Consider the following 23,556-nt stretch of genomic DNA (forward strand, 5'->3'; position numbering starts at 1 on the left):
TATTTCGCGTCTCCGGGACGTGGACCGGGACGTCCCGGGCGGTGCGCCGCAGCGATACCGTTTCGTTACTCCGGGTCGGAGTCCGGGCGGCGCGCAAAACGATTTCCGGTGCACGCTAGGGTTGTTCGATGTGAGCACCCCGAACTCTGCCTCTTCGACCGCATCGACATCGGATTCGCGGCCCGCTGTGGCACCCGCCGCCGACGATGCCCCGGAGCAGATACGGATTCGCCGGGAGAAGCGGGAGCGGCTGCTCGCGGCCGGTGGCGAGGCGTATCCCGTCGTCGTGCCGCGTACGCATACCCTGGCGGAAATTCGGGCCGCATATCCGGACCTGGCCGCCGACACCTCCACCGGACAAGAGGTGGGCGTCGCCGGGCGCGTCATATTCCTGCGTAATACCGGCAAGTTGTGTTTCGCGACACTGCAGGAAGGCGACGGCACCAAGCTGCAGGCGATGATCAGTCTGAACGGGGTCGGCGCGGACGCGCTTGCCGCCTGGAAGGCGGACGTCGACCTCGGTGACTTCGTTTTCGTGCACGGTGAGGTCATCTCTTCGCGAACCGGGGAACTGAGCGTCATGGCCGATTCCTGGTTCATGGCGGCGAAGGCCCTGCGGCCGCTGCCGGTGGCGCACAAGGAGATGAACGAGGAGTCGCGGGTCCGGCAGCGTTATGTCGACTTGATCGTGCGCCCTGAGGCCAGGGAGATGGCCCGTACCCGCATCGCCGTGGTGCGCGCGCTGCGCAACGCGCTCGAGCGCAGGGGCTTTCTCGAGGTGGAGACGCCTATGCTGCAGACGCTGCACGGCGGCGCAGCGGCCCGGCCGTTCGTCACCCATTCCAATGCCCTCGACATGGACCTCTTCCTGCGCATCGCGCCCGAGTTGTTCCTGAAGCGCTGCGTGGTCGGCGGCTTGGAGCGGGTCTTCGAGATCAACCGGAACTTCCGCAACGAGGGGGCGGACTCCACGCATTCCCCCGAGTTCGCGATGCTGGAGACGTACCAGGCTTACGGCACCTATGACGACTCGGCGGTGATGACCCGGGAATTGGTGCAGGAAGTGGCGCAGGAGGCGTTCGGCACGCAGGTGGTGACCCTGGCCGACGGCACCGAATACGATCTCCGTGGCGAGTGGGCCACCGTCGAGATGTACCCGTCGCTGTCCGATGCGCTGGGTGTGCAGGTCACTCCGGAAACATCGGTCGCCGAATTGCGCGCACTCGCGGATCGGGTCGGTCTGGAAATTCCGGAGGGCAAGGGCTACGGTCACGGGAAACTCGTCGAGGAACTTTGGGAACACCAGTATGGTGACAAGCTGTACGCACCGACTTTCGTGCGCGACTTCCCGGTGGAGACATCCCCGTTGACCAGGCAGCATCGCAGCACCGCCGGCGTCACGGAGAAGTGGGACCTCTATGTGCGCGGCTTCGAGTTGGCCACGGGCTATTCGGAGTTGGTCGACCCGGTGATCCAGCGGGAGCGGTTCGTCGACCAGGCCAGGTTGGCCGCGCAGGGCGACGACGAGGCGATGGTGCTGGACGAGGACTTCCTCGCCGCGATGGAGCACGGCATGCCGCCGACGACCGGAACGGGTATGGGAATCGATCGGTTGTTGATGGCGTTGACGGGTTTGGGAATCCGAGAAACGATACTGTTCCCAATTGTGCGTCCGGTCACCAGGTGACCACTGGATTGCAAAGCAGCGGCTCCGTCTTGGAATTTCCGGAATTCGAGGTATTCTTGCCTCGGGTAATCGGCCTAGTATGCGGGTCGCACGATTTCGAGAGGACGTTCATCTCATGGCAAAGAAGGTCACCGTTAGCCTGATCGACGATGTCGACGGTGAGTCCATCGCAGACGAGACCATCGAGTTTGCGATCGACGGTGTGTCGTACGAGATCGACCTGTCGTCGGCAAATGCGGCGAAGCTGCGCGACGGTTTGGAGGAGTGGGTTTCGAATGCGCGCCGGGTCAGCGGCCGGCGCCGGGTCAAGGCCGCCGCGGCCGCAACGGGCACTCCGAAGAGCCGGGTCTCGATCGATCGGGAACAAAGCGCCGCAATTCGTGAGTGGGCGCGCCGTAATGGACACAAGGTGTCCGCGCGGGGCCGCATCTCCGCCGACATCACCGACGCGTACAACAAGGCCGCGAAGGGATAGTTCTTTTTCCGGCCGCCGTCCCGGCGAATCGTGCGACGTCGGGACGGCGGTCTTGTTTGTGATAGGGCTTCGATATAGCAGCGAGACCGGTTCGCCCGGTGGCCCGTCACGGCGGATGAATCGATCTTGCTCGTGGTACCGGGAAGCGGCACCATGGAAGCGTGCGAAGGTCACTGGCGGTATGGAGAGGTGAGGTATCGGCGCAGTGACAGGATTCGTCGGATCATTCTTGCGGTTCACCGATGACGCCGGTCGGCAGCAGGAGCTCACGCTCACGCCCGACCGCGGCCGCGTCACCATCGGTCGCTCCCCGCATGCCGATCTCGCCCTGAGCTGGGACGCGGAGGTGTCCCGGCTACACGCGGCGGTCGAATACCTGGGTGCGCACTGGACCATCGTGGACGACGGCCTCTCCCGCAACGGCACTTTCGTCAACGGGGACCGGCTGGTCGGCCGCCGCAGACTGATGGCGGGCGACGTCATCCGGGTCGGTACGTCTCGGGTGTCCTTTCACGACTTCGGCGGCGTATCCGACGACATCACCCGCACCTCCACCGGCTCGATACCCACCGCGCGGTCGCTCACCGAAACGCAGCGCTCGGTCCTGGTCGCGCTGTGCCGCCCGTACAAGCACGGCGCGGGTTTCGCCACTCCCGCCTCGAATCAGCAGATCGCCGAGGAGTTGTTCCTCAGCGTCGACGCGATCAAGACCCATCTACGCGCGCTGTTCGCCAAGTTCGGGGTGGAGGATCTGCCGCAGAACCAGAAGCGGGTGCGGCTGGCTGGACTGGCCATGCAGAGTGGGCTCATTTCCGATCGGGACCTGTGAGACGTCCACCGTAGACGCTCGCTCATCCGATCGAGCTTCTCGACCATGGAGAGTCACGGCGGCGACGGCTTGACTCGGAGACGAGCGACCGGGGCGATGGCTCCGGCCGGTTTCCGAAGCAGGAGGAAGTCATGACCGCCACACGTATCGCCGCACTGGTGCTCGCCACACTGGCTACGGGCCTGGTCGCGGGCCTTTTCTACGCGTACGCCAATTCGGTGATGCCCGCGCTGGCCCGCACCGACGATCGCGCGATGATCGACGCGATGCAGAAGATCAACGTGGTGATCATCAATCCCTGGTTCATGATCGGCTTCCTCGGCACGGTGGGGTTCACCATCCTGGCCGCGGCGCTGCATCTGGGACGTGAGCACCGGAGCACGCTGATCTGGATCGGCCTGGCTCTGGTGCTCAACGTGATCGCCTTCGCGGTGACCTCCGGGCTGAATGTTCCGCTCAACGATCAACTGGCCGCCGCGGGCGACCCGGCGTCGATCGCCGACCCGGCGGCGGTGCGCGCCGATTTCGAATCCGCCTGGGTGCGTTGGAACATCGTGCGTGGCGTCTTCCACACGCTGGCCTTCCTGGTGCTCTGCGGTGCGCTGTTCGTCGCGGGAATCCAGCAGGGGAAGGCATCCGCCGCGGCGGCGCCGGGCCGGATCGCCGCAGGCGAGTACGCGGCGCCCTACCCGTCCGGCGCGTCGGCCTTCGGTCAGAGCTAGTTTCCGCAACGACCCGCCGGAATCTGCGCCGTCTGGGCCACTCCGTGCGGTAGCTTCCCCGGAGACGATCCGGACCGGGAGGCTATCGTGCGGCGTGTCCCAGGCTTTTCGTTGTTCATCGTTCTGCTCGCCGCGGTGTGCGCCACCGCGGGCGCTGCGCACGCGCAGGAGCGATATCCGGTCGAGTTCAACTTCTTCGCGGGCATTCCCGCCGAACTGTCCAATCCGGGTGGTTCGCTGCCCGGCACCAACGACTGGTCGTGCCGGCCGAACTCCGAGCATCCGAACCCCGTGGTCCTCGTGCACGGCACGGGCGGTGGCGCACAGACGAATTGGGGCGTGTACGCGCCGCTGCTGGCCAACGAGGGCTACTGCGTGTACTCGGCCACGTTCGGCGCCTACGACCTGCCGTGGCCCGCGTCGGCCATCGGGGGCATGCTCCCGATCGAGCAGAGCGCGGCCCAGCTCGCCGCCTTCGTAGACCGGGTGCGCTCCGCGACCGGTGCGCACAAGGTCGACCTCATCGGCCATTCCCAGGGCAACTTCATCGGCAACTACTTCGTCAAACGGCTCGCGGGCGCGGGCAAGGTGGACAAGATGGTCGGTCTGGCCCCGCCGTGGCAAGGCTCGAACGCGTACGGCATGGCGGACCTGAACGCGTTCGGCACACGCCTCGGCCTCGGTCCGCTGTTCGACGCCGTGGCCGGATCGCCGTGCAATGCCTGCAGGCAGGTGTTGCAAGGGTCGGAGTTCGTGCGCGAACTCAACGCGGACGGCGTCTACCACCCCGACGTGACGTACACCAATATCGCGACCCAGCTGGACGAACTGGTGGTGCCGTATACCTCCGGCCTGGTCACCGGCCCCCATGTGACCAACATCGTGGTTCAGGACGGCTGCGCGACGGACTACTCTGGGCATACGGGCATAGCGGGCAGCAAGAGGGCCGCGACCTACGTGCTCAACGCGCTCGATCCCGCTCATCAACGCCCGGTGCCCTGCGGTTTCGTCGACCCGTACACGGGGTAGGCGGCCGAGGTCGTACGTGTGCGGCGCAGATCCGGTCGGCGGACGATTTGTTCGCTGAGGGCAAAACCCGGCCGGAAACGAATCCCGCGACGCCCACGTTATGAGTGAATGACCGTGCTGTCGCCGGTCGGCAATAGGGTGGACCGGCGGCGGTGGCATCCCCCGCCAACTAGAGTGGAGGCGGGGGCCGCAACCCCCGGGCTTCATGGCAGGCTGACGCCCACGGTTGTTGTACACAGCACACTGCGGCGTCTGTTGCCAGAATGTCGGAGCAGGAGAGTGAGGGAGCGATGTTCGAGAGGTTCACCGACCGCGCGAGGCGTGTCGTTGTCCTGGCCCAGGAAGAGGCCCGGATGCTCAACCACAACTACATCGGCACCGAGCACATCCTGCTGGGGCTGATTCACGAGGGTGAGGGCGTCGCGGCCAAGTCGCTCGAGTCGCTCGGCATTTCGCTGGAAGGCGTGCGTAGCCAGGTGGAGGAGATCATCGGCCAGGGCCAGCAGGCCCCGTCCGGTCATATCCCGTTCACCCCGCGCGCCAAGAAGGTGCTGGAGCTGAGCCTTCGCGAAGCGCTGCAGCTCGGCCACAACTACATCGGCACCGAGCACATCCTGCTCGGCCTCATCCGTGAGGGCGAGGGCGTGGCGGCGCAGGTGCTGGTGAAGCTGGGCGCCGATCTCAACCGTGTGCGCCAGCAGGTCATCCAGTTGCTGTCGGGATATCAGGGCAAGGAGCCGGTCGAATCCGGTTCGCGCGGCGAGGCGGGCACACCGTCGACCTCGCTCGTGCTCGACCAGTTCGGTCGCAACCTGACCCAGGCCGCGCTCGAGGGCAAGCTCGATCCGGTCATCGGCCGCTCGAAAGAGATCGAGCGGGTCATGCAGGTGCTCAGCCGCCGTACCAAGAACAACCCGGTGCTGATCGGCGAGCCCGGCGTCGGCAAGACCGCCGTCGTCGAAGGGCTCGCGCAGGCCATCGTCAACGGCGAGGTCCCCGAGACGCTGAAGGACAAGCAGCTCTACACCCTCGACCTGGGCTCCCTGGTCGCGGGCAGCCGCTACCGCGGTGACTTCGAAGAGCGCCTGAAGAAGGTGCTCAAGGAGATCAACACCCGCGGCGACATCATCCTGTTCATCGACGAGCTGCACACGCTGGTCGGTGCGGGCGCCGCCGAGGGCGCCATCGACGCGGCCTCGATCCTGAAGCCGAAGCTGGCCCGCGGCGAGCTGCAGACCATCGGCGCGACCACCCTCGACGAGTACCGCAAGTACATCGAGAAGGACGCCGCCCTGGAGCGCCGGTTCCAGCCGGTGCAGGTGGGCGAGCCGACCGTCGAGCACACCATCAACATCCTCAAGGGTCTGCGCGACCGCTACGAGGCGCACCACCGGGTCTCCATCACCGACGGCGCGTTGGTGGCCGCCGCCACCCTGGCCGACCGCTACATCAACGACCGGTTCCTGCCGGACAAGGCGATCGACCTGATCGACGAGGCGGGCGCGCGGATGCGCATCCGTCGCATGACCGCTCCGCCGGACCTGCGCGAGTTCGACGACAAGATCGCCGAGGCGCGCCGGGAGAAGGAGTCCGCGATCGACGCGCAGGACTTCGAGAAGGCCGCGCGGCTGCGCGACAAGGAGAAGCAGCTCGTCGCCAAGCGGGCAGAGCGGGAGAAGCAGTGGCGTTCGGGTGATCTGGACGTCGTGGCCGAGGTCGACGACGAGCAGATCGCCGAGGTGCTGGCGAACTGGACCGGTATTCCGGTGTTCAAGCTCACCGAGGAGGAGACCACCCGTCTGCTCCGTATGGAGGACGAGCTGCACAAGCGGATCATCGGCCAGGAGGACGCGGTCAAGGCCGTCTCCAAGGCCATCCGCCGCACTCGTGCCGGCCTGAAGGATCCGAAGCGTCCGTCCGGCTCGTTCATCTTCGCCGGCCCGTCCGGCGTCGGTAAGACCGAGCTGTCCAAGGCGCTGGCGAACTTCCTGTTCGGCGACGACGACGCGCTCATCCAGATCGACATGGGCGAGTTCCACGACCGCTTCACCGCGTCGCGGCTGTTCGGTGCCCCTCCGGGCTACGTCGGCTACGAAGAGGGCGGCCAGCTCACCGAGAAGGTGCGCCGCAAGCCGTTCTCGGTCGTGCTGTTCGACGAGATCGAGAAGGCCCACCAGGAGATCTACAACACCCTGTTGCAGGTCCTGGAGGACGGCCGCCTGACCGATGGCCAGGGCCGTACCGTGGACTTCAAGAACACGGTGCTGATCTTCACCTCGAACCTCGGCACCTCGGACATCTCGAAGGCCGTCGGTCTCGGCTTCACCCAGTCGAACAACGAGGGCTCGAACTACGAGCGGATGAAGCTCAAGGTCAACGACGAGCTGAAGAAGCACTTCCGGCCGGAGTTCCTCAACCGCATCGACGACGTGATCGTCTTCCACCAGCTCACCAACGAGCAGATCGTCGAGATGGTGGACCTGATGATCGGCCGCGTCGCCACGCAGCTGAAGAACAAGGACATGGCGATCGAGCTCACCCCGAACGCCAAGAACCTGCTGGCCAAGCGTGGCTTCGATCCCGTGCTCGGTGCCCGGCCGCTGCGCCGCACCATCCAGCGCGAGATCGAGGACCAGCTGTCGGAGAAGATCCTCTTCGGCGAGATCGGTCCGGGCCAGACCATCGAGGTCGACGTCGAGGGCTGGGACGGCGAGGGCTCCGGCGAAGACGCGAAGTTCACCTTCACCGGTAAGGCGAAGCTGACCAAGGCCGCGAGCGAGGAGAAGCCCGAAGTCGTGCTGACGGGCGCGACGGAAGGCTCCACCGAGGCCGCCTCGGGCGAGTAAGCCGCAACCGAAAAGCCCGTGCCCACCTGTGGGCATGGGCTTTTTCGTATTCGGCGTCGCCCGCTGCGCCGGGTCAGGAATCGCGGTCGGCGAAGTAGGCGAGGATCGGTGCGAAGTCAGCGGCGAGTTCAGCGGGCACGATCACCTCGTCGATGCCGTACTTTTCCCGGCGTCGCTCGAGGATTTCGGCGGCGGCGGACGGTTCCGCGGGAATCATGCCCGCTGCGCCCGCGTCCGCGAGGGCGGCGGCGGTCAGGCCGAGCTTCGTCGCGGTCCAGATCGGTAGCCGCTGCCCGATGCCGACCACCTGATGGGTGAAGCGCAGGGTGCGGTCGGTACCGTCCCGTGCGGTGCGGACCAGCTCGGCCAGCTCCGACTCGGTGGCCCCGGGTGCCGCGGCCAGCAGGATGCGGTCGGCGAATTCCGCCGCCGTCGCCAGCATTCTGGGTCCGTTGGCGGCGACCACGACCGGTGGGGCGGGGTTCACTCCAGCCCGCACGGCGGCGATGGTGGCGACCAGCTGCGCGCGCCGTTGCGCGGGCGAACCCCAGGACGTGCCGAGCCACTGTGCTTCGGCGGCGGCGTCCGGGCGTCCCGAGCCGATTCCGAGTTCGAAACGTCCGTCCGACAGCAGCTGCAATGCCGCGGTCTCCCTGACCGTGGCGGCCGGTGTGCGCAGCGGTGCGGCGAGTACGTTCGGGCGCAGCCGAATGGTGGTGGTGACGGCGGCCGCCGCGGCGAGGGCCGGAAACGGCGAGGGGGTGAACCGGGTGTCCGGCAACAGGATGGTCCGGTAGCCCTGCTGTTCGACGGCGGCTGCCTCGCGCGCCCAGTCCGCTCCCGAACGCGGAGTGAGAACGATGCCGAAGGTCATGCTCATGGTGGGATCTCCCGATCGTGCAGGCGGGCCGGTCAGGGCTTGTGTCGCGGTTCGCTCAGGACGGCGAGCCTGCTGCGGTACTGCTCCTCGGTGATCTCGCCACGGGCGAACGCGGTGCGCAGCGCGCCGATACCGCTCACACGTCCGATGAACCGCCTCCGGGCGAAGACCAGCACTGTGACGACGGTCAGCCAGAACAACAGCGGGAAAATCCAGAAGAACGGCCAGGGGTGCCATCCGCCGTCGTAGTGATCGGCCAGAAAACTCACGGCGTCGGGTCGAGTGAAAATATTCATGACGAAAGACTGCGCCGAAGGGCACGCCGGGGGCATCGGTCGCGCGTCGGCACTCGGAATACGCCTGGATACGTACGCCCAGAGCCCGAAGGCTCTCCCCGCGGTGATTTACCAGTTATTTGCTAAGCGGCAGCAGGCCGGACAATTAGAGTTCGCTGAGAAATTGCTATTGGCTGATAACGGGAGAAGTCGGACCATGTCGCACTGCGCTGGCGCGCCGCGCGAGGAGGAAGAATCTCGGGCTGGGCTGCGGCTGTGCCTGGTCCCGGCCGTAGTCGCGCGCCGAAGAACGCGCAAGAAGGGGCGGGACGCTCATTCTGCCGACTGGTCCGACCGCGAATCAAAATTCGGCGCGGGTTTGCCCACTGACTGGTCGCCGTCCTGCGTCTTTATTGGGAGGATGGGTGCCTGGGTCGTTTGATTCCGGTTCCCATGGCAGTGCGGCGAAGCAGTCCGGCTCCTGGGCAACGATCGGCCGCTCACTGCCAGCCTGGGCGGACGAGTCCGGATTCGTAAGCCATGACCACCAGTTGGGTGCGGTCTCTGGCGTGCAGTTTGGTGAGAATGCGACTGACATGGGTACGGGCGGTCGCCGGGCTCATGTACAGCCGTTCGCCGATCTCGGCGTTGGTGAGACCCTCGGCGACCAGCGTCATCACCTCGCGTTCGCGGTCGGTGAGTTCGGCGAGCGTGGCCGTCGGCGGCGTTTTCGCGCGTGTGGAGAATTCCGCGATCAGCGTGCGGGTCACGCCGGGGGACAGCAGCGCGTCGCCGGCGGCGACCACTCGGACGGCACGAACCAGATCGGCCGGTTCGGTGTGCTTCACCAGGAACCCGGTCGCGCCGGAGCGCATCGCCTCGAAGACGTACTCGTCGAGTTCGAAAGTGGTCAGCACGACCACGCGCACCGCGGCCAGCAGGGGGTCCTCGGCGATCACGCGAGTGGCGGCCAAACCGTCCAGGACGGGCATGCGGATGTCCATCAGCACCACGTCGGGACGCAGATCGCGGGTCATGCGCACGGCCTGCTCCCCGTTGTCCGCCTCGCCGACCACTTCGATGCCGTCCTGGGCATCCAGCAACGCCACGAACCCGCCACGCACCAACGCCTGGTCGTCGGCCACCAGCACCCGGATGCCGCCGGAGGGAGAGTGGGCTGGAACCGAATCGTGGTGGTCGTGCATCGGATCTCCTCTGCCGTCGGCCGGCGATCCCGTCAGCGCTGCGCGCGACCGGCCGAGGTGCTCGGTCGTTCGGCCGTATCAGCGGGTCGGTCCGGTGTGGCACGCGACTCGCTCTCGTTCGGGCCGGTCGTGCTCGATGTGGCCGTGGTCGTCGAGCGCGATCTCCCGGCAGGCTTCGATCCCGCGGCGCTCGATTCGGGGGCGTCTGATGTCGTGCCGCTCTGTTCGGTTTTCGTCGCGGCCGCGACGCCGCGTCTCGGCGTACTCGTCGTCGCGGTGTCCTGATCCGGTGCGTGTGCTGCCGCGTTGTTCCGGCTCGCTGCTGCCGCCTCGGCGCCTCGCACTCCCGGTGACGCCGTGGCCGCGTCGGGTCCGGGTGTTCGTGTGGGCAGCCGGGCGGCGACCCGGAACCCGCCGCTGGGGCGCGGGCCCGCGGTGAGGGCGCCGCCGAGGGCGTGCGTGCGTTCGCGCATGCCGATGATGCCGTTGCCGCCGCCGTTGCCGGAGCGCGACGGGGCACTGGTCGGGCGGCTGTTGTCGACGGTGATGTCGACCGAGTCCGGGGTGTAGCGCACGGTCACCGTTGCGTCGGCGCCGGGTGCGTGCCGGAGCACGTTGGTCAGCGACTCCTGGATGATTCGCGCCGCTGCCACGTCGATGACGCTGGGCAATTGCTGCGGGGTGCCGGTCACTCGCGTGGTGACGGTCAGTCCGGTGCTGCGCGGGCGCTGCAACAGGTCGTCCAAATCGCCGATGCTCGGCGCGGGGGTACGCGGGGCGGGTGGCGGCTCGGCCTCGGCCGTGCGGCCGGTCTCCTCGGCGTTCGCCTCTTCTGTGGGCGATTGCTCGCTGGGCGTCGCGGGTGCGCTTCCGGACCGAATCGTGTGCAGGAGCGCGTGCACCTCGGCGAGGGCGTCGCGACTGGCGTTCTTGATCGCCGTGAGCGCCGTCTCCGCCTGCTCCGGCCGCTTGTCGAGCAGTTCCAGCGCCACCGAGGACTGCACGTTGATCATCGACAGACTGTGCGCCAGCACGTCGTGTAGCTCGCGGGCGATGGCGAGCCGCTCTTCGCTGGCCCGCCGCTCACGCTGCGCTTCCTCGTCCCGGCGCGCGGCCTCGGCGCGCTGTCCGCGCGCGACGAGCACGGCCTTGCGCTGCCGGATGCCCTCGGCCACCAGCAGCAGCACGGCCAGCCACGCCATCAGCGCGAACACCTGCCACAGGTTCGCGGGGCGGTCGAGCAGTGCGGGCAGCGGCCAGACCAGCGCCAGGTACCCGAGCGGGACGAGCGGATAAGTCCACCATCGTGATCCGCTGCTCGCGGCGGTCAAGAAGGCGACGACCAATGAGACGAAGATCGGGCCGTATCCGTAGCCTCGCAGGAAGTACGCCAGGCACACGGCGAGCACGACGATCAGCACGGGCAGCGGCTGCGCGCGGCGCCGGATCAGCGCCACCGGGCCGGCGAGCAACAGCAGGTAACCGAGCGCGTCGAGGGAGTGCACTCCGGTCTGCCGCATGTTCGCGAAAGTGCCTCCGACCAACTGAACCGCGGCGACGACGAGCGCGACGCCCCAATCCCAGCCGACCGAACTCCGATCTGTCATCCCTGCCACCCGCACCCACGTAGCCTATGCGGCTCGGTCGTGATTCGACGTCCGCCTGGAAACGTATTTCGCGGAAATTGCACCGATTCGGGTGTTCGCAGACCATGTAAGCGGTTCCGCACCAGCTGATCCGACACTGGCCACGGATCGATCCGTCGTTCCAGCTACGTATGCGGATCGTCGCCCGGCGACGGATGTCCGCAGGGTGTCGGCGGCGGATTCTCGGTGCATGGCAGATTCGATCGTGGTCACCCGAGGGCTGACCAAACGCTACGGGGAGCACACCGCTGTCGACGACGTGAGCATGAGCGTCGCGTACGGCGAGATCTATGGCTTCCTCGGCCCGAACGGTGCGGGCAAGACCACCACCCTGCGGATGCTGGCCGGGCTGATCCGTCCGAGCGAGGGTACGGCCACCGTCGCGGGGCATCGGCCCGGCGATCCAGCGGTGGTGCGCCGGATCGGCGTGCTCATCGAGGGTCCCGGGTTCTATCCCTACCTTTCCGGCCGGGACAACCTGCGCGTGCTCGCCGAATATCGCGGGCTCGGGCGCTCGGAGGTGGAGGACGCGCTCGAGCGAGTCGGGCTGGCGGGCCGTGCCGAGGACAAGTACCGGACCTACTCGCTGGGCATGAAACAGCGCCTCGGCGTGGGCGCGGCATTGCTGGGCAACCCCGACCTGCTCATCCTGGACGAGCCGACCAACGGCCTCGACCCCGCCGGTATGGCCGAAATGCGGGAGCTGATCACCGCTTTGGCCGCCGAGGGGCGCACGGTGCTGCTGTCGAGTCACATGCTCAGCGAAGTCCAGGCGATCTGCGACCGGGTCGGCGTGATCTCGCAGGGCAGGCTGCGCACCGAAGCGACGGTCGCGCAGTTGCGCGGCAACTCGTCGCTGGTGGTGCGAGCCGAGCCGGTGGAGGTGGCCCTGCCCGCGGTGCGCGGGCTGGTGGGTGGACGTTCGGCGCTGTTGACCGCGAGCGGCATTCGGATCGAGTCGGACACCGTCACCGCGCCCGCCGTGGCGCGTGCGGTCGTGGCGGCGGGCGCGGACCTACTGGAGCTGCGGGTCGAGGAGAAGTCCCTGGAAGAAGTGTTCTTCGAGATGACGCGATGGGAGACGGCGCGATGAACGGCATGGCGATCCGGGACCTGATCGCGAGCACGAATGCCGAGATGCTGCGGCTGCGAAAGTGGCCGGCATTCTGGATCGTTCTCGGAACCTGGATTCTGCTGAACCTCACGTTCGCGTATCTGTTCAACTATCTGGCCTACACCTCCGGGGAATCGAGCCGGATGTCCAACGGGCTGCCGCGCGAGGCATTGCTGCGACAGATGCTGCCCGCGGCGGTCCCCGAAGTATTCACCCAAGGCATGGCCATGTTCGGCGGCGCGCTGATGCTCGTCCTCGGCGCGCTGACCGTGGGTAGCGGATACGGCTGGGGAACCTGGAAAACCGTTTACACCCAAGGGCCTTCGCGCATGCAAGCCGTCGCCGCGGTGGTGGTGAGTCTCGCGACTGTGGTGGTGGCACTGGTGTGTGCGGCATTCGTCGTCGACATCGCGGTCGCCGCGCTGATCGCGGCGTCCCAGTCGCAGGCGCTCACCATGCCCGCACTGGATCGGTCGCTGTTCGGAATTTCCACCGGCGTGGCGATTCTCGGTATGTGGACGTTGGCGGGGGCGCTGATCGGCGCGATCGCCCGTGGGCCCGCGCTCGCGGTGGGGCTCGGTCTGGTCTGGGTGCTGGTGGTGGAGAACCTGTTGCGCGGCGTGGCCGGGATCTTCGCGCCGATCGAGGTGGTCACCGATCATCTGCCCGGCACGGCGGCCGGGTCGCTGGCCGGAGCGATGCGCACCGTTGACGGTCCCGCCACGCCCGGTGTGCTGCAGATTCTTTCGCGGACGGAATCGCTGGTCGTGCTGGCCGTCTATTCGGTGCTGTTCGCGGTCGGCACGGTTTGGCTGATGCGCAGACGCGATCTGGTGTGAGCGACGAGGGGTATCGAAACCGGTGGTTGTCCACCGCCGGTTTCGTTTTCGTGGAATCACCCTGGACCGAGAACGGTTTCGGCGATCATCCGCAGCGCGTGGGCGATCTGTCCGGAGGTCAAGCCGCGCTCACGTTGTTGCCGGTAGACCTCCGCTGCCAGCGGCGCGAGCAGCGGGTCGACCAATGCGTCCGGTTCGTGCATGCCCGCCGCGACCAGCAGTCCTCGTACATGCGCGTACCAGAAGCCGTAAGCACCGGTCGTGAAGCGTGCGCCGCCGATCTCGGCGCCCAGCACCAGATGCGCGTGTGTGTCGAGCAATTCGACCATCGCGGCGTAGAACGCGGCCAGCCGCTGTGCGGGGGGAGCTCCGGGGCCGAGCGGCGGAGGACCGGAAAGCAGTTTCTCTTGCAACGCTCGTTCGTGTTCGTCCAGCAGGGCCACCGCCACCGAGTTGGTGTCCGGATAACGCCGGTAGAGGGTGCCTCGGCCGACGCGGGCGGCCTTCGCGATGTCGTCCATCGTCACCGTGCGGGGATCTCGGGCGGCGAACAACTCCGCGGCGGCGGCGAGCACTTTGGCCCGGTTGCGTGCGGCGTCCGCGCGTTCCGGCGGGGTCGCCGACCGGCCCGGCCCGTGACCGGCGAGCAGGTCGGATCGGGGTTCCATGTCCGTGACTGTAGCCGATTCGGCGATAAGTGGACAATATGTCCACATTCACCGTATCGTCGATCCAGGAGGAATCGGACGCTATGTCCACTTAATCGGAGGTCGGTCATGAGAACCTTGTTGCATCTGGATGCCAGCGCCCGGCGACGGTCGATCAGCCGGGAATTGAGCGCCGCCTTCGCGGACGCGTGGCGCGCACGGCATCCGGACGGCGGCTACCACTACCGTGACCTCGCGGCCGAGCCGGTGCCGTTCATCGGGGAGGGGTGGACTCAGCTGTGCGACGCTGTGCTCACCCTGCCGAACACGGATGTCGAACGTATCGGTGAATTGGTGCGCACTCCCGAACATGCCGCCGCGTGGGAGATCGTCGAGCCCCTGCTGGCCGAGTTGCTTGCGGCGGATGTGATCCTGATCGGCACCCCGATGTACAACTACTCGATTCCGGCTTCGCTCAAGGCCTGGCTGGACCAGGTGACATTTCCGCGAATGTCGCTCGGCCACCGAAAGTTCGTCGTGACCAGCGCACGCGGCGGCGCCTACTCGCCCGGCGCTCCGAAAGCGGCCTACGACTATCAAGAGCGCTTCCTGCGCGACTTCTTCGCGGGCCATTTCGCGGTTTCCGACACCGTTTTCGTGCACGCGGAGCTAGCCAATTCCCGCCAGGACCCAGCGCTGGCACACCTGCGTGCCGAGCACGACACGTCCTACGTCCGCGCTCTGGCCGCCGCGCGCGCTCTGGCCGGGGAGCACTGACGTGAACTGGGTAGTCCTCGCCGCCGCCGGAGTGGTGGAAATCGTCTGGTCGCAGAGCATCAAACCGACCGAGAACTTCACCAGGCTCGTCCCGACCCTGATCTGCTTCGTTCTCGGCGTCACCGCCGTGTATCTGCTGTCGCGCGCCATGCAGACGTTGCCGGTGGGCACCGCCTACGCCGTGTTCACCGGCATCGGCGCGCTCGGCGCGATCACCCTCGGCATCGTCATCCACAAGGACCCGCTCGGTGCGGGGCGCTTGCTGGCCCTGGCGTTGATCCTCGGCGGCATCGTGCTGGCGAGGATCACGAATCCGGAGTAGAACTCCGCGCGGATTCGTTTGGCGCGCCGCTGCTTTACCGCGCGGCGCGCGTGCCCGGGACATCGGGCGAACCCGATCGGCGAACAGGTGGGCCGGGACGAATCGGCCGGGGTAGGTTCGTGCTGAATCGTGAAACGATCATCGGCGAAAGGACCGTGATGCCCACACGTACCGCGCGTACCGCCTGGACCGGCACCCTGCAGGAGGGTTCGGGCCAGGTCGAACTGGCCAGTTCGGGGGTCGGTAAGTACGACGTGTCGTTCCCCAAGCGCTCCGCCGAGGAGGCCGACGGCACCACCAGCCCGGAGGAACTGATCGCGGCCGCGCACTCCTCGTGCTACGCGATGGCGCTGTCGGCGCAGATCGGCAACGCGGGCGGCACCCCGGACAGCCTGGACGTCACCGCCGACGTGACCCTCGGCCCCGATCCGGCGGGCGGCTTTAGGATCACCGGGATCAAGCTGACCGTTCGCGGTCGCGTCTCCGGCATCGACGCCGACGCCTTCCAGGCCGCCGCCGAAGCCGCCAAGGCGGGCTGCCCCGTCAGCAAGGCCCTCGCCGGCGTCGACCACATCACCCTCGACGCCGCACTCGCGTAGTCCGCGCAGGCTTCGTGCCCCGCACCGGGACAGGTGCGGGGCACGAAACCGTTGGGGGCAGTCAGCGTTTGCGGAAGTAGCGCCGGGCGTGGCGGGTGTAGAGAGCCGGGATGGCGATCAGCACGGCTGTGACGTGCACGGTGCGGAACGTCGCGAGTAGCAAGGACGCGGGTGCGGCGTCCCGGACCAGATCGCGCAATTGGTTCGCGGACATGGCCGCGGCCAGCGGCTCGATGATCAGGGACAGCAGGCCGAACACGCCGATGCCGACGGTGATCAGCAGGCGGGCCCAGCGGTCGCCGTAGGTCATGCGCACCGCGACGGCCAGCACCAGAAGGTAGAGCGCCGCACGGAACCCCAACCCCGTCGCGAGGCTCGCCGGGTCGGCAGTCGACAACGCGCGGACGGCTCGCGTGATCGCCTCGGCGCCACCCGCGACCAACGCGACGACCAGCGCGACGAACGCGACGCGGACGGCGTGCGGCGGTCCACCCGGGTGGACACGCGGCGAAGCGGGCCAGACGGAAAAGGCAGTGCCGGTCATGGGACCGACACTGCCTGAATGTTTCCGGACGCGAATCACTCCCCGGTAGCGGCGGCTACCGGTACCCGGGTATCGGTACGCGTCGCGAACTCGGTGAGCGCCGCGAAACCGAGAGCAAGGCAGGCCCACAGGGTCGCGGTCTCGGCCAGCGACGCCACCCGGAACTGCCACAGCAGGGTGGCCGGGAAATCCGCGCTCACCTCGTTCACGCCGGGCAGCAGGACGTAGCCGAGGGTGGTGACCAGTACGAACGCGGCGACGCCACCGATCAGCCGGAAAGTGGGCAATTGCGCGCGCAGCGCGGTGAACGCCGCCACCGCCGCACCGACCGCCACGATGCCGAGCACGACGGCCGCCACCCACAGCAGGGTGCGTTCGTTGATGGTGTCCGGGTCGCCCACCGCCGGTGGGTTGGCCGGGTACTTGAAGAAAGGCACCGCGACGATCGCGGCCCAACCGGCCACACCGAGCGTCAGCGCGAGCCGCGGCCCGGACAGCGTGGTGTGGCGCCGCGCGAAATGCGCGACCGAGGCGTAGATGGCGCCGAGAGCGAGACCGGCCAACCCCAGGGCGAGAAACTGTCCGAACTTCTGGCCGCCGCGGCTCACCAGCGGTTCTTCCTCGTCACCGTGGGAATGCCCGCCAGGAGATTCGGCGTGCTCGCCGTGAGAGTGCCCGTCAGCGGCTCCGGCGTGTTCGCTGTGCGCTTCCTCGATGGCGATGGCCGCTTCCACCTTGGGTTCGCCGACGAAATAACCGACTGTGGCGGCCAGCAGCCCGGCGATCAGACCGGCCAGCAGGCCGCGCAACAGCAGTGTTCGGAGTGAACCGATCAGTGGCACGGAAGCCCCAGCAGGTGGCGTCCGTCGTGCATCAGCTCATGCAGATACATCCCGCTGCGCGAGATGACGCCCTGGTCGAAACCGACCAGGTACAGCGTGAGCAGTGCGAGAAGAACGACACCGACCGTGACGAGCACGGTGGCCAGGGAATCGGTTGCCCGGCTGGGTGAATGCGCGATGGCCATTCGAGTCCTCCTTGGGATACGCGTCCCGTAGGGTGGTGGCGCGACGGTGCCGGTGTCTGGCTTTCCGGCACCGGACTCGGTGCGTGGAACACAGTGGCGCGACCGCTCCGGAATCGCACCGGAATTACCGCGTCACCCTCGCGTTTGTCCTTCGAACTGTGACACCCGCACACCCCCGGCGTCAACCGGGTCCGGCACGGGCGTACCACGGCGTCGGGCGAGTCGCCGGGCAGGCGGGCCTGCCCGGCGGTGGGCCTCGGACTCAGTCGGCGGGCTTCGCGTCCACGTCGAGCACGACCTCGAACTCGAGCAGCGACGCACCCGTCGAGACCGGCTTCTGCCGCTCGCCCGCGTGCGCCTCGCGCGCAGGTCCGTCCCGCCAGGCCGCGAAGGACTCTTCCGAATCCCATTGGGTGACCACGAAATACCGCTTCTCTCCGGCCACCGGGCGCAGCAGCTGGAAGCCGAGGAAGCCGGGGGAGTTCTCGACCGCGTGCGCACGGTGGGCGAACCGCTTCTCCAGCTCGGGGCCCGCGCCCTCGGGAACCTCGATCGCGTTGATCTTCACAACAGCCATGTGTCCAAGCTAGCGGCTGATGCCGAGCAGATGCTCGGTGCCTCGTATTGTCGAACCGATGTTGCACGACGAAGGCGGAGCAGGCGCGCCGATCCTGCTATTGCACGGCCTGATGGGCAGCGCGCGCACCTGGCGCGATCAGCTGGACTGGCTGCGCGAGCACGGCCACGTCTACACCTTCGACGCCGCCGGGCACGGCAGGCCCGCACCCGAGGAACTGACGACCGAGGCCTTCATCGCGGACCTCGCCGCGGGCACCGCCGCGATCGCGGAACCGATGGTGGTGATCGGGCATTCGATGGGTGCGCTGCACGGCTGGGTGTTCGCGGCGACTCACCCCGACCGGGTGCGGGCGCTGGTGATCGAGGACATCGCGCCGGATTTCACCGGCCGCACCGCGACGCACTGGGCGGCGATGATCGAGGCCTGGCCGCAGCCATTCCCCGACGACGAAGCCGTACTGTCCTTCTTCGGGCCGGTCGCCGGGCGATATTTCCTGAACTCTTTCGAACGCGGGCCGGAGGGATACCGGCTGCACGGGTCGGTCACCACTTTCCGCGATATCTCCGAGGAGTGGGGGACGCGGGATTTCTGGCAGCACTGGCATGCGGTGCGAGTGCCCGCCCTGCTGCTGGAGGGCGAGCACAGCATCACACCGCCGGGGCAGATGCGGCAGATGGCCGCCGCCCATCCGGGCGCCGACTATGTCTTGGTGCCCGGCGCGGGACACCTCGTGCACGACGACCAACCGGAGCGCTACCGAGCGGAGGTCGAGCGCTTCCTGCGGCGAGTCCTTGGCAGCTAGGGCAGGAGTCCATCTCGGCGTTCAGCTGTCGGCCCCAGGAGTCCCGCCCTCGCCCGCCAGTGCGAACAACCCGCCGGGTGTTTGTTCGATCAGTCCGTCCACCAGCAGCGAGTCCAACGCGCGGTCGCGCTGGCCCGGGTCGCGAGTCCAGGCCAGATCCAGGCGCACCCGCTCCACCGGGCCGCTCGCGGCGCGCAGCACGTCCAACAGCCGACCGCGCGCTTGGCGATCGGTGCCCTCGTACTTCTGCGTGCGGCGGACCACTTCGCTCACCGGTCGCCCGGCGGTGACCCACGCGCAGCTCGGCAGCGGGCAGCGCGAGCAATCGGGGGTGCGGGCGGTGCACACGGTCGCACCCAGTTCCATGAGGGCGGCGGAGAACACCGCCGCGCGATCGATCCGCAGCGGCAGCAGCGCCTCGGTCTCGGGGAGATCGCGCGACGACGGGTTGCCCGCTTCCGCGCGCCCGTGCACCGCCCTGGCAACCACCCGGCGGACGTTCGTGTCCACCACCGGAACGCGTTGTCCGTAGGCGAAACAGGCGACGGCGCGCGCGGTGTACGCGCCGATGCCCGGTAGCCCGAGCAGTACCTCCACGTCGGCGGGCACCTCGTCGCCGTGCTCGCTCGCCAGCACCCTCGCGCACTCGTGCAGCCGCAGCGCACGGCGCGGGTACCCGAGCTTGCCCCAGGCACGCAGCACTTCCGCCTGCGACGAGGCGGCCATCGCCGAAGGGACCGGCCAGCGCGCCACCCATTCCCGCCAGATCGGCTCGACCCGGACCACGGGCGTTTGCTGAAGCATGATCTCGCTCATCAGGATCTGCCACGCGGTGACGCCGGGGCGGCGCCACGGCAGATCCCGGGCGGTCTCCTCGTACCAGTCCAGCAACGTGTCGGCGTCGATGCCGTTCGGTGCGCCGTTCCGCACTGTCCTCACCATCCCCGTACTACTGCCGCCAGACGGTATTTGCCCGCCTGTAACCGGCCGAACTCGCTGGTAACCGTAACTGTCCTGCACAATGGTCGGTATGCCGGATTCCAACCCGATCAGTGCCTGGAAGTCCCTGCGCGAAGGCAACGAGCGCTTCGTCAGCGGTGCGCTGCTGCATCCTAGCCAGGGCGCCGCAGACCGGGCCAAACTCGTCAGCGGCCAGCACCCGCACGCGATCCTGTTCGGTTGCGGTGACTCCAGGGTCGCCGCCGAATTGATCTTCGACCAGGGCCTCGGCGACATGTTCGTGGTGCGTACCGCGGGCCATGTGGTCGACAGCTCGGTGCTCGGCTCGATCGAGTACGGGGTGCAGGTGCTCAACGTGCCGCTCATCGTAGTGCTCGGGCACGACAGCTGCGGAGCCGTGAAGGCCACCATCGACGCGCTCGACGGCGGCGAGGTGCCAGGCGGATTCATTCGCAGCGTGGTCGAGCGGGTCGCGCCGTCCATTCTGGTCGGACGGCGCGAAGGCCTGTCCACCGTCGACGAGATGGAGGCCAGGCACGTTGTGGAGACCAGCCGCCTGCTCATGCAGCGGTCGATGATCATCTCGCAGCGGGTCGCGACCGGTGAGTGCGCCATCGCCTGCGTGACCTACAAACTGGCCGAGGGCAAAGTGCAGTTGCACCGGGTTGTCGGCAACATCGGCGAGGTGGTCTGAGGCTGCCGCGCGCCCGCCATCGCCCCAGCGTGCCGGCGGAATGTACTCGTCGCCCGCGGGTGCGGGCGGCCGACACGCCGTGCCCCTGAGACGATGCGCCCGATGGTGCCCTTACCGTTGAGGCGTGCTGGAACCGAATGGACCGCTGCCACCGGAGATCTACTGGCGTCGACGCGTGTTCGCCATCGGGATCCTGGTGGTGGCCCTGGCGCTGGTGATCTGGGTCGTGCTCGCGGTCGCGCGTGGCGGCGACTCGCCCGGTGACACCGCGGCCGCCGGGACCAGCTCGGTCGTGACCAAGTCCGCCGACGCGGCGGCCAAGCCGTCGGGCGAGTCCGGCGCGCCGAAGTCCTCCGCGGCGGCAACCAGCGTCGCGGCAGGGCCGTGCCCGGACCAATCGCTGGCGATCAAGGTGACCGTCGAGCAGCCCACCTACAAGACGGGCGAGCAGCCGGTGTTCGGGATCGTCATCACCAACATCTCGGCGATGGCCTGCACCCGCGATATGGGTTCCGGTCTGCAACAGGTGTCGGTGCACACGCTCGACGGCCAGCGGCGCCTGTGGTCGAGCACCGACTGCTACCCGGACGGCCAGCCCGACGTCCGCACGATGAGCCGCGGCGAGCAGGCCGCGTTCACGGTGACCTGGTCGGGCACCACATCCCAGCCCAACTGCGCGGGCGAACGCGTCCAAGTCCCACCGGGTGCGTACAGCGTTGTCGCGCAATTGGGTTCGGTACGCAGCATGGCCGAGCCGTTCAACATCGCTTGAAGAGGGTAGGTCAGCTGGCGGCCTCCTCAGGGGCGGCGCGTAGTTTGCGCAGGCCCGCTATGCGGATGGCGGAGCGGAGGTCGGTGACCTCGTGAATCTTCATGGTGCTTTTCACCGGGGAGAGGCCGGGGGGTACCAGGGCGGTGGTGAAGCCGAGGCGTTCGGCTTCGGCCAGTCTGCGGTTGAGGCCGGTTACCTTGCGGACCTCACCGGCGAGTCCGACCTCACCGAGGATCACCCAGCCCGGGGGGATCGGGACGTCGGACTCGGCGCTGGCGATGGCGAGCGCGATGGCCAGGTCGGCGGACGGCTCGACCAGGCGCATGCCGCCGACCGTCGCGGCGTAGACGTCGCTCTTGCCGAGGAACACCCGGCCGCGGCTCTGCAGGACGGCCAGCACCATGGCGACGCGGTTGTAGTCCAGACCGCTCACCGCGCGGCGCGGCTGCGGAATCTCGGTCTTCACCGTAAGGCCCTGCACCTCGCCGACCAGTGGACGCTTGCCGTCCATCGCGACGGTCACCGCCGTGCCCGGCACGGAATCCGTTCGATGGTGCAGGAACAGGCCGGACGGGTCGTCGACACAGGCGATGCCGTCCTCGTGCAGCTCGAAGCAGCCCACCTCGTCGGCGCTGCCGAAGCGGTTCTTGATGCCGCGCACCATGCGCAGCGTGGAGTTCTTGTCGCCTTCGAACTGGAGGACCACGTCGACCAGGTGCTCGAGCGTGCGCGGGCCCGCGACGTTGCCGTCCTTGGTGACGTGCCCGACCAGCAGCACCGCGATCCCGCTCGCCTTGGCCAGCGAGGTCAGCGCGGCGGTCACCTCGCGCACCTGGGTGACGCCGCCGATCACGCCGTCCACCTCCGGGGCGAGCATGGTCTGCACCGAGTCGACCACCAGAAGCGTCGGCCGCACCTGCTCGACGTGTCCCAGCACGATCGACAGGTCCGATTCCGCCGCCAGATAGACCCGGTCGTGCACCGCGCCGGTGCGATCGGCCCGCAGCCGGACCTGCCCCGCCGACTCCTCGGCGGTGACGTACAGCGACTTCTCGTCGCGCTGAGCCGCCCAGCGATGCGCCACCTCGAGCAGCAGCGTCGACTTGCCCACCCCCGGCTCGCCGGACAGCAACACCACCGATCCCGGCACCACCCCGCCGCCGAGCACGCGGTCCAACTCGGTGACGCCCGTCGGCCGCGCTCTGGTGACCTTGGAATCGATCTGCGAAATCGGCGCGGCCGCGGTGCTCGGCAACATCGCCTTGCGCCCAGGAGACCCGACCGCACCCGCCGCGGCGACTACTTCGTCGACGGTGCCCCAAGCCCCGCATTCGGGGCACTTGCCCACCCATTTGGCGACTTCATGCGAACAGGCGGAGCAGCGGAAGGTCGGCTTGGTCTTTGCCACACCGGCACCATACGCACCAGGGCCGACAGTGTTTGATTTCCAGCGCCTGCGAACGAGTACCGCAGGCGCTGCGAATCAGACACAGCCTCAGTGACCGCCGGTGTGCTCGGCTTCGGCCGGGCCCGACTTGTCGGACTCGTGGCGCTCGGTGTGCTGGCCCGCGTCGACCGGGACCTGGACCTGGACGGTGCCGTTCTGCTTGAAGTTGAACGAGACGTTGTAGGTCAGGCCGGGGGCGATGTCCTTGGTCAGGCCGGTGATCTCGATCAGGATCGGGTTGGCCTCCGGGTCCTCGGCGGCGGCCGGGGAGCCGTGCGACTCGGCGGTGGTGGTCGGCGCGGCGGAGCGCGGCGCTGAGGTGGGCGCACCGGCGCTCGTGGTCGGCGCGGCGCTGGTGGTGGTCGACGCGGCCTCGCGCTTGACCGGCTGGCTCGCCGCGACGACGGTCTGCTGCGGGGCGAGTTCGACGACCGACTTGCCGGAGGCGGGGGTGATCTTGACGGTGCCGAGGTCGGTCGTGATGCTGGTCAGCTCGTCGGGGACGGACTCGCCGTTGTTGATGATGGACAGCGCGATGAGCGCCTTGCCGCCCTTGGCGTTGTTGTACGCGGTGCCCTCGGACGGGTACACGATGTGCACGTTGCGCAGCGCGATGCGGCCCACGTCGGCGTGGTTGCCGTTCACGGCGGCGACCTGTTCGGCGGTCTGCGCGATCTGGCCCGCGCCGCAGCCGGACAGCGCGATCGCCGCTCCGGCGGCGAGTGCGGCAACCGTCACCATGCGACGTCGCGCCCCCTTCGGGGCGGTCACAGCTTTCAGGGCAGTCACGGGTTGTCCCTCCATGTCGACCGGGCTCTGGCTCCGCGCGGGAGCGTAG

At 68.0% G+C, this 23,556-nt stretch carries 26 protein-coding genes and 1 riboswitch; of the genes, 14 read left to right on the forward strand and 12 right to left on the reverse strand.

The annotated features are described in order from the left end of the window. Nucleotides 1–187: 187 nt before the first annotated feature. The 6 genes from lysS (at nt 188) to ABZ824_RS13860 (ending at nt 7,588) form a co-directional block, all read left to right on the forward strand. A complete protein-coding gene (gene lysS / locus ABZ824_RS13835; RefSeq protein ID WP_355079258.1) occupies nt 188–1,687 on the forward strand; it encodes a lysine--tRNA ligase in 1,500 nt (499 codons plus the stop codon). Between the two features lie 115 nt (nt 1,688–1,802). Then, nucleotides 1,803–2,162 carry an Lsr2 family protein gene (locus ABZ824_RS13840; protein ID WP_039794672.1) on the forward strand — a complete coding sequence of 120 codons (360 nt, stop codon included), beginning with the start codon at nt 1,803–1,805 and terminating at the stop codon, nt 2,160–2,162. Nucleotides 2,163–2,391: 229 nt separating this feature from the next. Next, nucleotides 2,392–2,991 (forward strand): FHA domain-containing protein, encoded by a 600-nt coding sequence (locus ABZ824_RS13845; RefSeq protein WP_355079137.1) that lies wholly within the window; start codon nt 2,392–2,394, stop codon nt 2,989–2,991. A gap of 131 nt (nt 2,992–3,122) precedes the next feature. After that, a complete protein-coding gene (locus ABZ824_RS13850; RefSeq protein WP_356963553.1) occupies nt 3,123–3,713 on the forward strand; it encodes an anthrone oxygenase family protein in 591 nt (196 codons plus the stop codon). Between the two features lie 135 nt (nt 3,714–3,848). Then, nucleotides 3,849–4,742, forward strand: a complete 894-nt coding sequence (locus ABZ824_RS13855; RefSeq protein WP_355079256.1) for an alpha/beta fold hydrolase — start codon at nt 3,849–3,851, stop codon at nt 4,740–4,742. Between the two features lie 290 nt (nt 4,743–5,032). Next, nucleotides 5,033–7,588 carry an ATP-dependent Clp protease ATP-binding subunit gene (locus tag ABZ824_RS13860; RefSeq protein WP_355079133.1) on the forward strand — a complete coding sequence of 852 codons (2,556 nt, stop codon included), beginning with the start codon at nt 5,033–5,035 and terminating at the stop codon, nt 7,586–7,588. Between the two features lie 73 nt (nt 7,589–7,661). On the opposite strand, the gene ABZ824_RS13865 is transcribed toward ABZ824_RS13860, so the two are convergent. From ABZ824_RS13865 to ABZ824_RS13880, 4 genes are all read right to left on the reverse strand, one after another. After that, nucleotides 7,662–8,468: an LLM class flavin-dependent oxidoreductase gene (locus tag ABZ824_RS13865; protein WP_356963554.1), complete on the reverse strand. Its 807-nt coding sequence runs from the start codon at nt 8,466–8,468 to the stop codon at nt 7,662–7,664. A gap of 32 nt (nt 8,469–8,500) precedes the next feature. Next, a complete protein-coding gene (locus ABZ824_RS13870) occupies nt 8,501–8,764 on the reverse strand; it encodes a hypothetical protein (RefSeq protein ID WP_356963555.1) in 264 nt (87 codons plus the stop codon). 479 nt (nt 8,765–9,243) lie between these two features. Continuing rightward, nucleotides 9,244–9,948 carry a response regulator transcription factor gene (locus ABZ824_RS13875; protein WP_356963556.1) on the reverse strand — a complete coding sequence of 235 codons (705 nt, stop codon included), beginning with the start codon at nt 9,946–9,948 and terminating at the stop codon, nt 9,244–9,246. Between the two features lie 32 nt (nt 9,949–9,980). After that, nucleotides 9,981–11,555, reverse strand: a complete 1,575-nt coding sequence (locus ABZ824_RS13880; protein ID WP_356963557.1) for a sensor histidine kinase — start codon at nt 11,553–11,555, stop codon at nt 9,981–9,983. A 229-nt stretch (nt 11,556–11,784) separates the two neighbouring features. Here ABZ824_RS13880 and ABZ824_RS13885 point away from each other — a divergent pair, with 229 nt between their 5' ends. Continuing rightward, nucleotides 11,785–12,687, forward strand: coding sequence for an ABC transporter ATP-binding protein (locus ABZ824_RS13885; RefSeq protein WP_356963558.1), 903 nt, complete (start codon nt 11,785–11,787; stop codon nt 12,685–12,687). Beyond that, the gene (locus ABZ824_RS13890; RefSeq protein ID WP_356963559.1) at nt 12,669–13,547 is read left to right on the forward strand and encodes an ABC transporter permease; all 879 of its coding nucleotides are present in this window, start codon (nt 12,669–12,671) and stop codon (nt 13,545–13,547) included. The genes ABZ824_RS13885 and ABZ824_RS13890 overlap by 19 nt, the downstream gene beginning before the upstream one ends. 56 nt (nt 13,548–13,603) lie before the next feature. Here the strand turns inward: ABZ824_RS13890 and ABZ824_RS13895 are convergent, their stop codons facing one another. After that, on the reverse strand, nt 13,604–14,215 hold the full coding sequence (locus ABZ824_RS13895; protein ID WP_356963560.1) for a TetR family transcriptional regulator: 612 nt from the start codon (nt 14,213–14,215) through the stop codon (nt 13,604–13,606). A gap of 108 nt (nt 14,216–14,323) precedes the next feature. On the opposite strand from ABZ824_RS13895, the gene ABZ824_RS13900 reads away from it, so the two are divergent. From ABZ824_RS13900 to ABZ824_RS13910, 3 genes are all read left to right on the forward strand, one after another. Further along, nucleotides 14,324–14,971 carry an NAD(P)H-dependent oxidoreductase gene (locus ABZ824_RS13900; RefSeq protein ID WP_356963561.1) on the forward strand — a complete coding sequence of 216 codons (648 nt, stop codon included), beginning with the start codon at nt 14,324–14,326 and terminating at the stop codon, nt 14,969–14,971. A 1-nt stretch (nt 14,972) separates the two neighbouring features. After that, the gene (locus tag ABZ824_RS13905) at nt 14,973–15,293 is read left to right on the forward strand and encodes a multidrug efflux SMR transporter (protein WP_356963562.1); all 321 of its coding nucleotides are present in this window, start codon (nt 14,973–14,975) and stop codon (nt 15,291–15,293) included. Between the two features lie 158 nt (nt 15,294–15,451). Continuing rightward, entirely contained in the window at nt 15,452–15,892 is a 441-nt protein-coding gene (locus ABZ824_RS13910) for an OsmC family peroxiredoxin (RefSeq protein WP_355076714.1), read from the forward strand. Nucleotides 15,893–15,953: 61 nt separating this feature from the next. Here ABZ824_RS13910 and ABZ824_RS13915 read toward each other — a convergent pair whose 3' ends face one another. The 4 genes from ABZ824_RS13915 to mhuD form a co-directional block, all read right to left on the reverse strand. Continuing rightward, nucleotides 15,954–16,436 carry a hypothetical protein gene (locus tag ABZ824_RS13915; protein WP_356963563.1) on the reverse strand — a complete coding sequence of 161 codons (483 nt, stop codon included), beginning with the start codon at nt 16,434–16,436 and terminating at the stop codon, nt 15,954–15,956. A 35-nt stretch (nt 16,437–16,471) separates the two neighbouring features. After that, nucleotides 16,472–17,278: a CbtA family protein gene (locus tag ABZ824_RS13920; RefSeq protein WP_355076718.1), complete on the reverse strand. Its 807-nt coding sequence runs from the start codon at nt 17,276–17,278 to the stop codon at nt 16,472–16,474. Continuing rightward, nucleotides 17,269–17,463 carry a CbtB-domain containing protein gene (locus ABZ824_RS13925; RefSeq protein WP_039794710.1) on the reverse strand — a complete coding sequence of 65 codons (195 nt, stop codon included), beginning with the start codon at nt 17,461–17,463 and terminating at the stop codon, nt 17,269–17,271. The genes ABZ824_RS13920 and ABZ824_RS13925 overlap by 10 nt, the downstream gene beginning before the upstream one ends. Nucleotides 17,464–17,492: 29 nt before the next feature. Then, nucleotides 17,493–17,645, reverse strand: a riboswitch (cobalamin riboswitch). Between the two features lie 80 nt (nt 17,646–17,725). Beyond that, nucleotides 17,726–18,040 carry a mycobilin-forming heme oxygenase MhuD gene (gene mhuD / locus ABZ824_RS13930; RefSeq protein WP_355076719.1) on the reverse strand — a complete coding sequence of 105 codons (315 nt, stop codon included), beginning with the start codon at nt 18,038–18,040 and terminating at the stop codon, nt 17,726–17,728. A gap of 58 nt (nt 18,041–18,098) precedes the next feature. Between mhuD and ABZ824_RS13935 the strand changes: the two genes are divergently transcribed. Then, nucleotides 18,099–18,845, forward strand: a complete 747-nt coding sequence (locus ABZ824_RS13935; RefSeq protein WP_356963564.1) for an alpha/beta hydrolase — start codon at nt 18,099–18,101, stop codon at nt 18,843–18,845. Between the two features lie 21 nt (nt 18,846–18,866). Here the strand turns inward: ABZ824_RS13935 and ABZ824_RS13940 are convergent, their stop codons facing one another. After that, nucleotides 18,867–19,787, reverse strand: a complete 921-nt coding sequence (locus ABZ824_RS13940; protein WP_356963565.1) for an A/G-specific adenine glycosylase — start codon at nt 19,785–19,787, stop codon at nt 18,867–18,869. Between the two features lie 88 nt (nt 19,788–19,875). On the opposite strand from ABZ824_RS13940, the gene ABZ824_RS13945 reads away from it, so the two are divergent. After that, nucleotides 19,876–20,499, forward strand: coding sequence for a carbonic anhydrase (locus tag ABZ824_RS13945; RefSeq protein WP_355076724.1), 624 nt, complete (start codon nt 19,876–19,878; stop codon nt 20,497–20,499). A gap of 124 nt (nt 20,500–20,623) precedes the next feature. Next, nucleotides 20,624–21,271 (forward strand): hypothetical protein, encoded by a 648-nt coding sequence (locus ABZ824_RS13950; RefSeq protein ID WP_356963566.1) that lies wholly within the window; start codon nt 20,624–20,626, stop codon nt 21,269–21,271. Between the two features lie 10 nt (nt 21,272–21,281). On the opposite strand, the gene radA is transcribed toward ABZ824_RS13950, so the two are convergent. Together radA and ABZ824_RS13960 are read right to left on the reverse strand one after the other, a co-directional pair. Continuing rightward, a complete protein-coding gene (radA, locus tag ABZ824_RS13955; RefSeq protein WP_356963567.1) occupies nt 21,282–22,679 on the reverse strand; it encodes a DNA repair protein RadA in 1,398 nt (465 codons plus the stop codon). 87 nt (nt 22,680–22,766) lie between these two features. Continuing rightward, entirely contained in the window at nt 22,767–23,489 is a 723-nt protein-coding gene (locus ABZ824_RS13960; protein WP_356963568.1) for a hypothetical protein, read from the reverse strand. Between the last annotated feature and the right edge of the window lie 67 nt (nt 23,490–23,556).

This window comes from Nocardia sp. NPDC047038, from assembly GCF_040644075.1.
Classification (GTDB): domain Bacteria; phylum Actinomycetota; class Actinomycetes; order Mycobacteriales; family Mycobacteriaceae; genus Nocardia; species Nocardia sichangensis.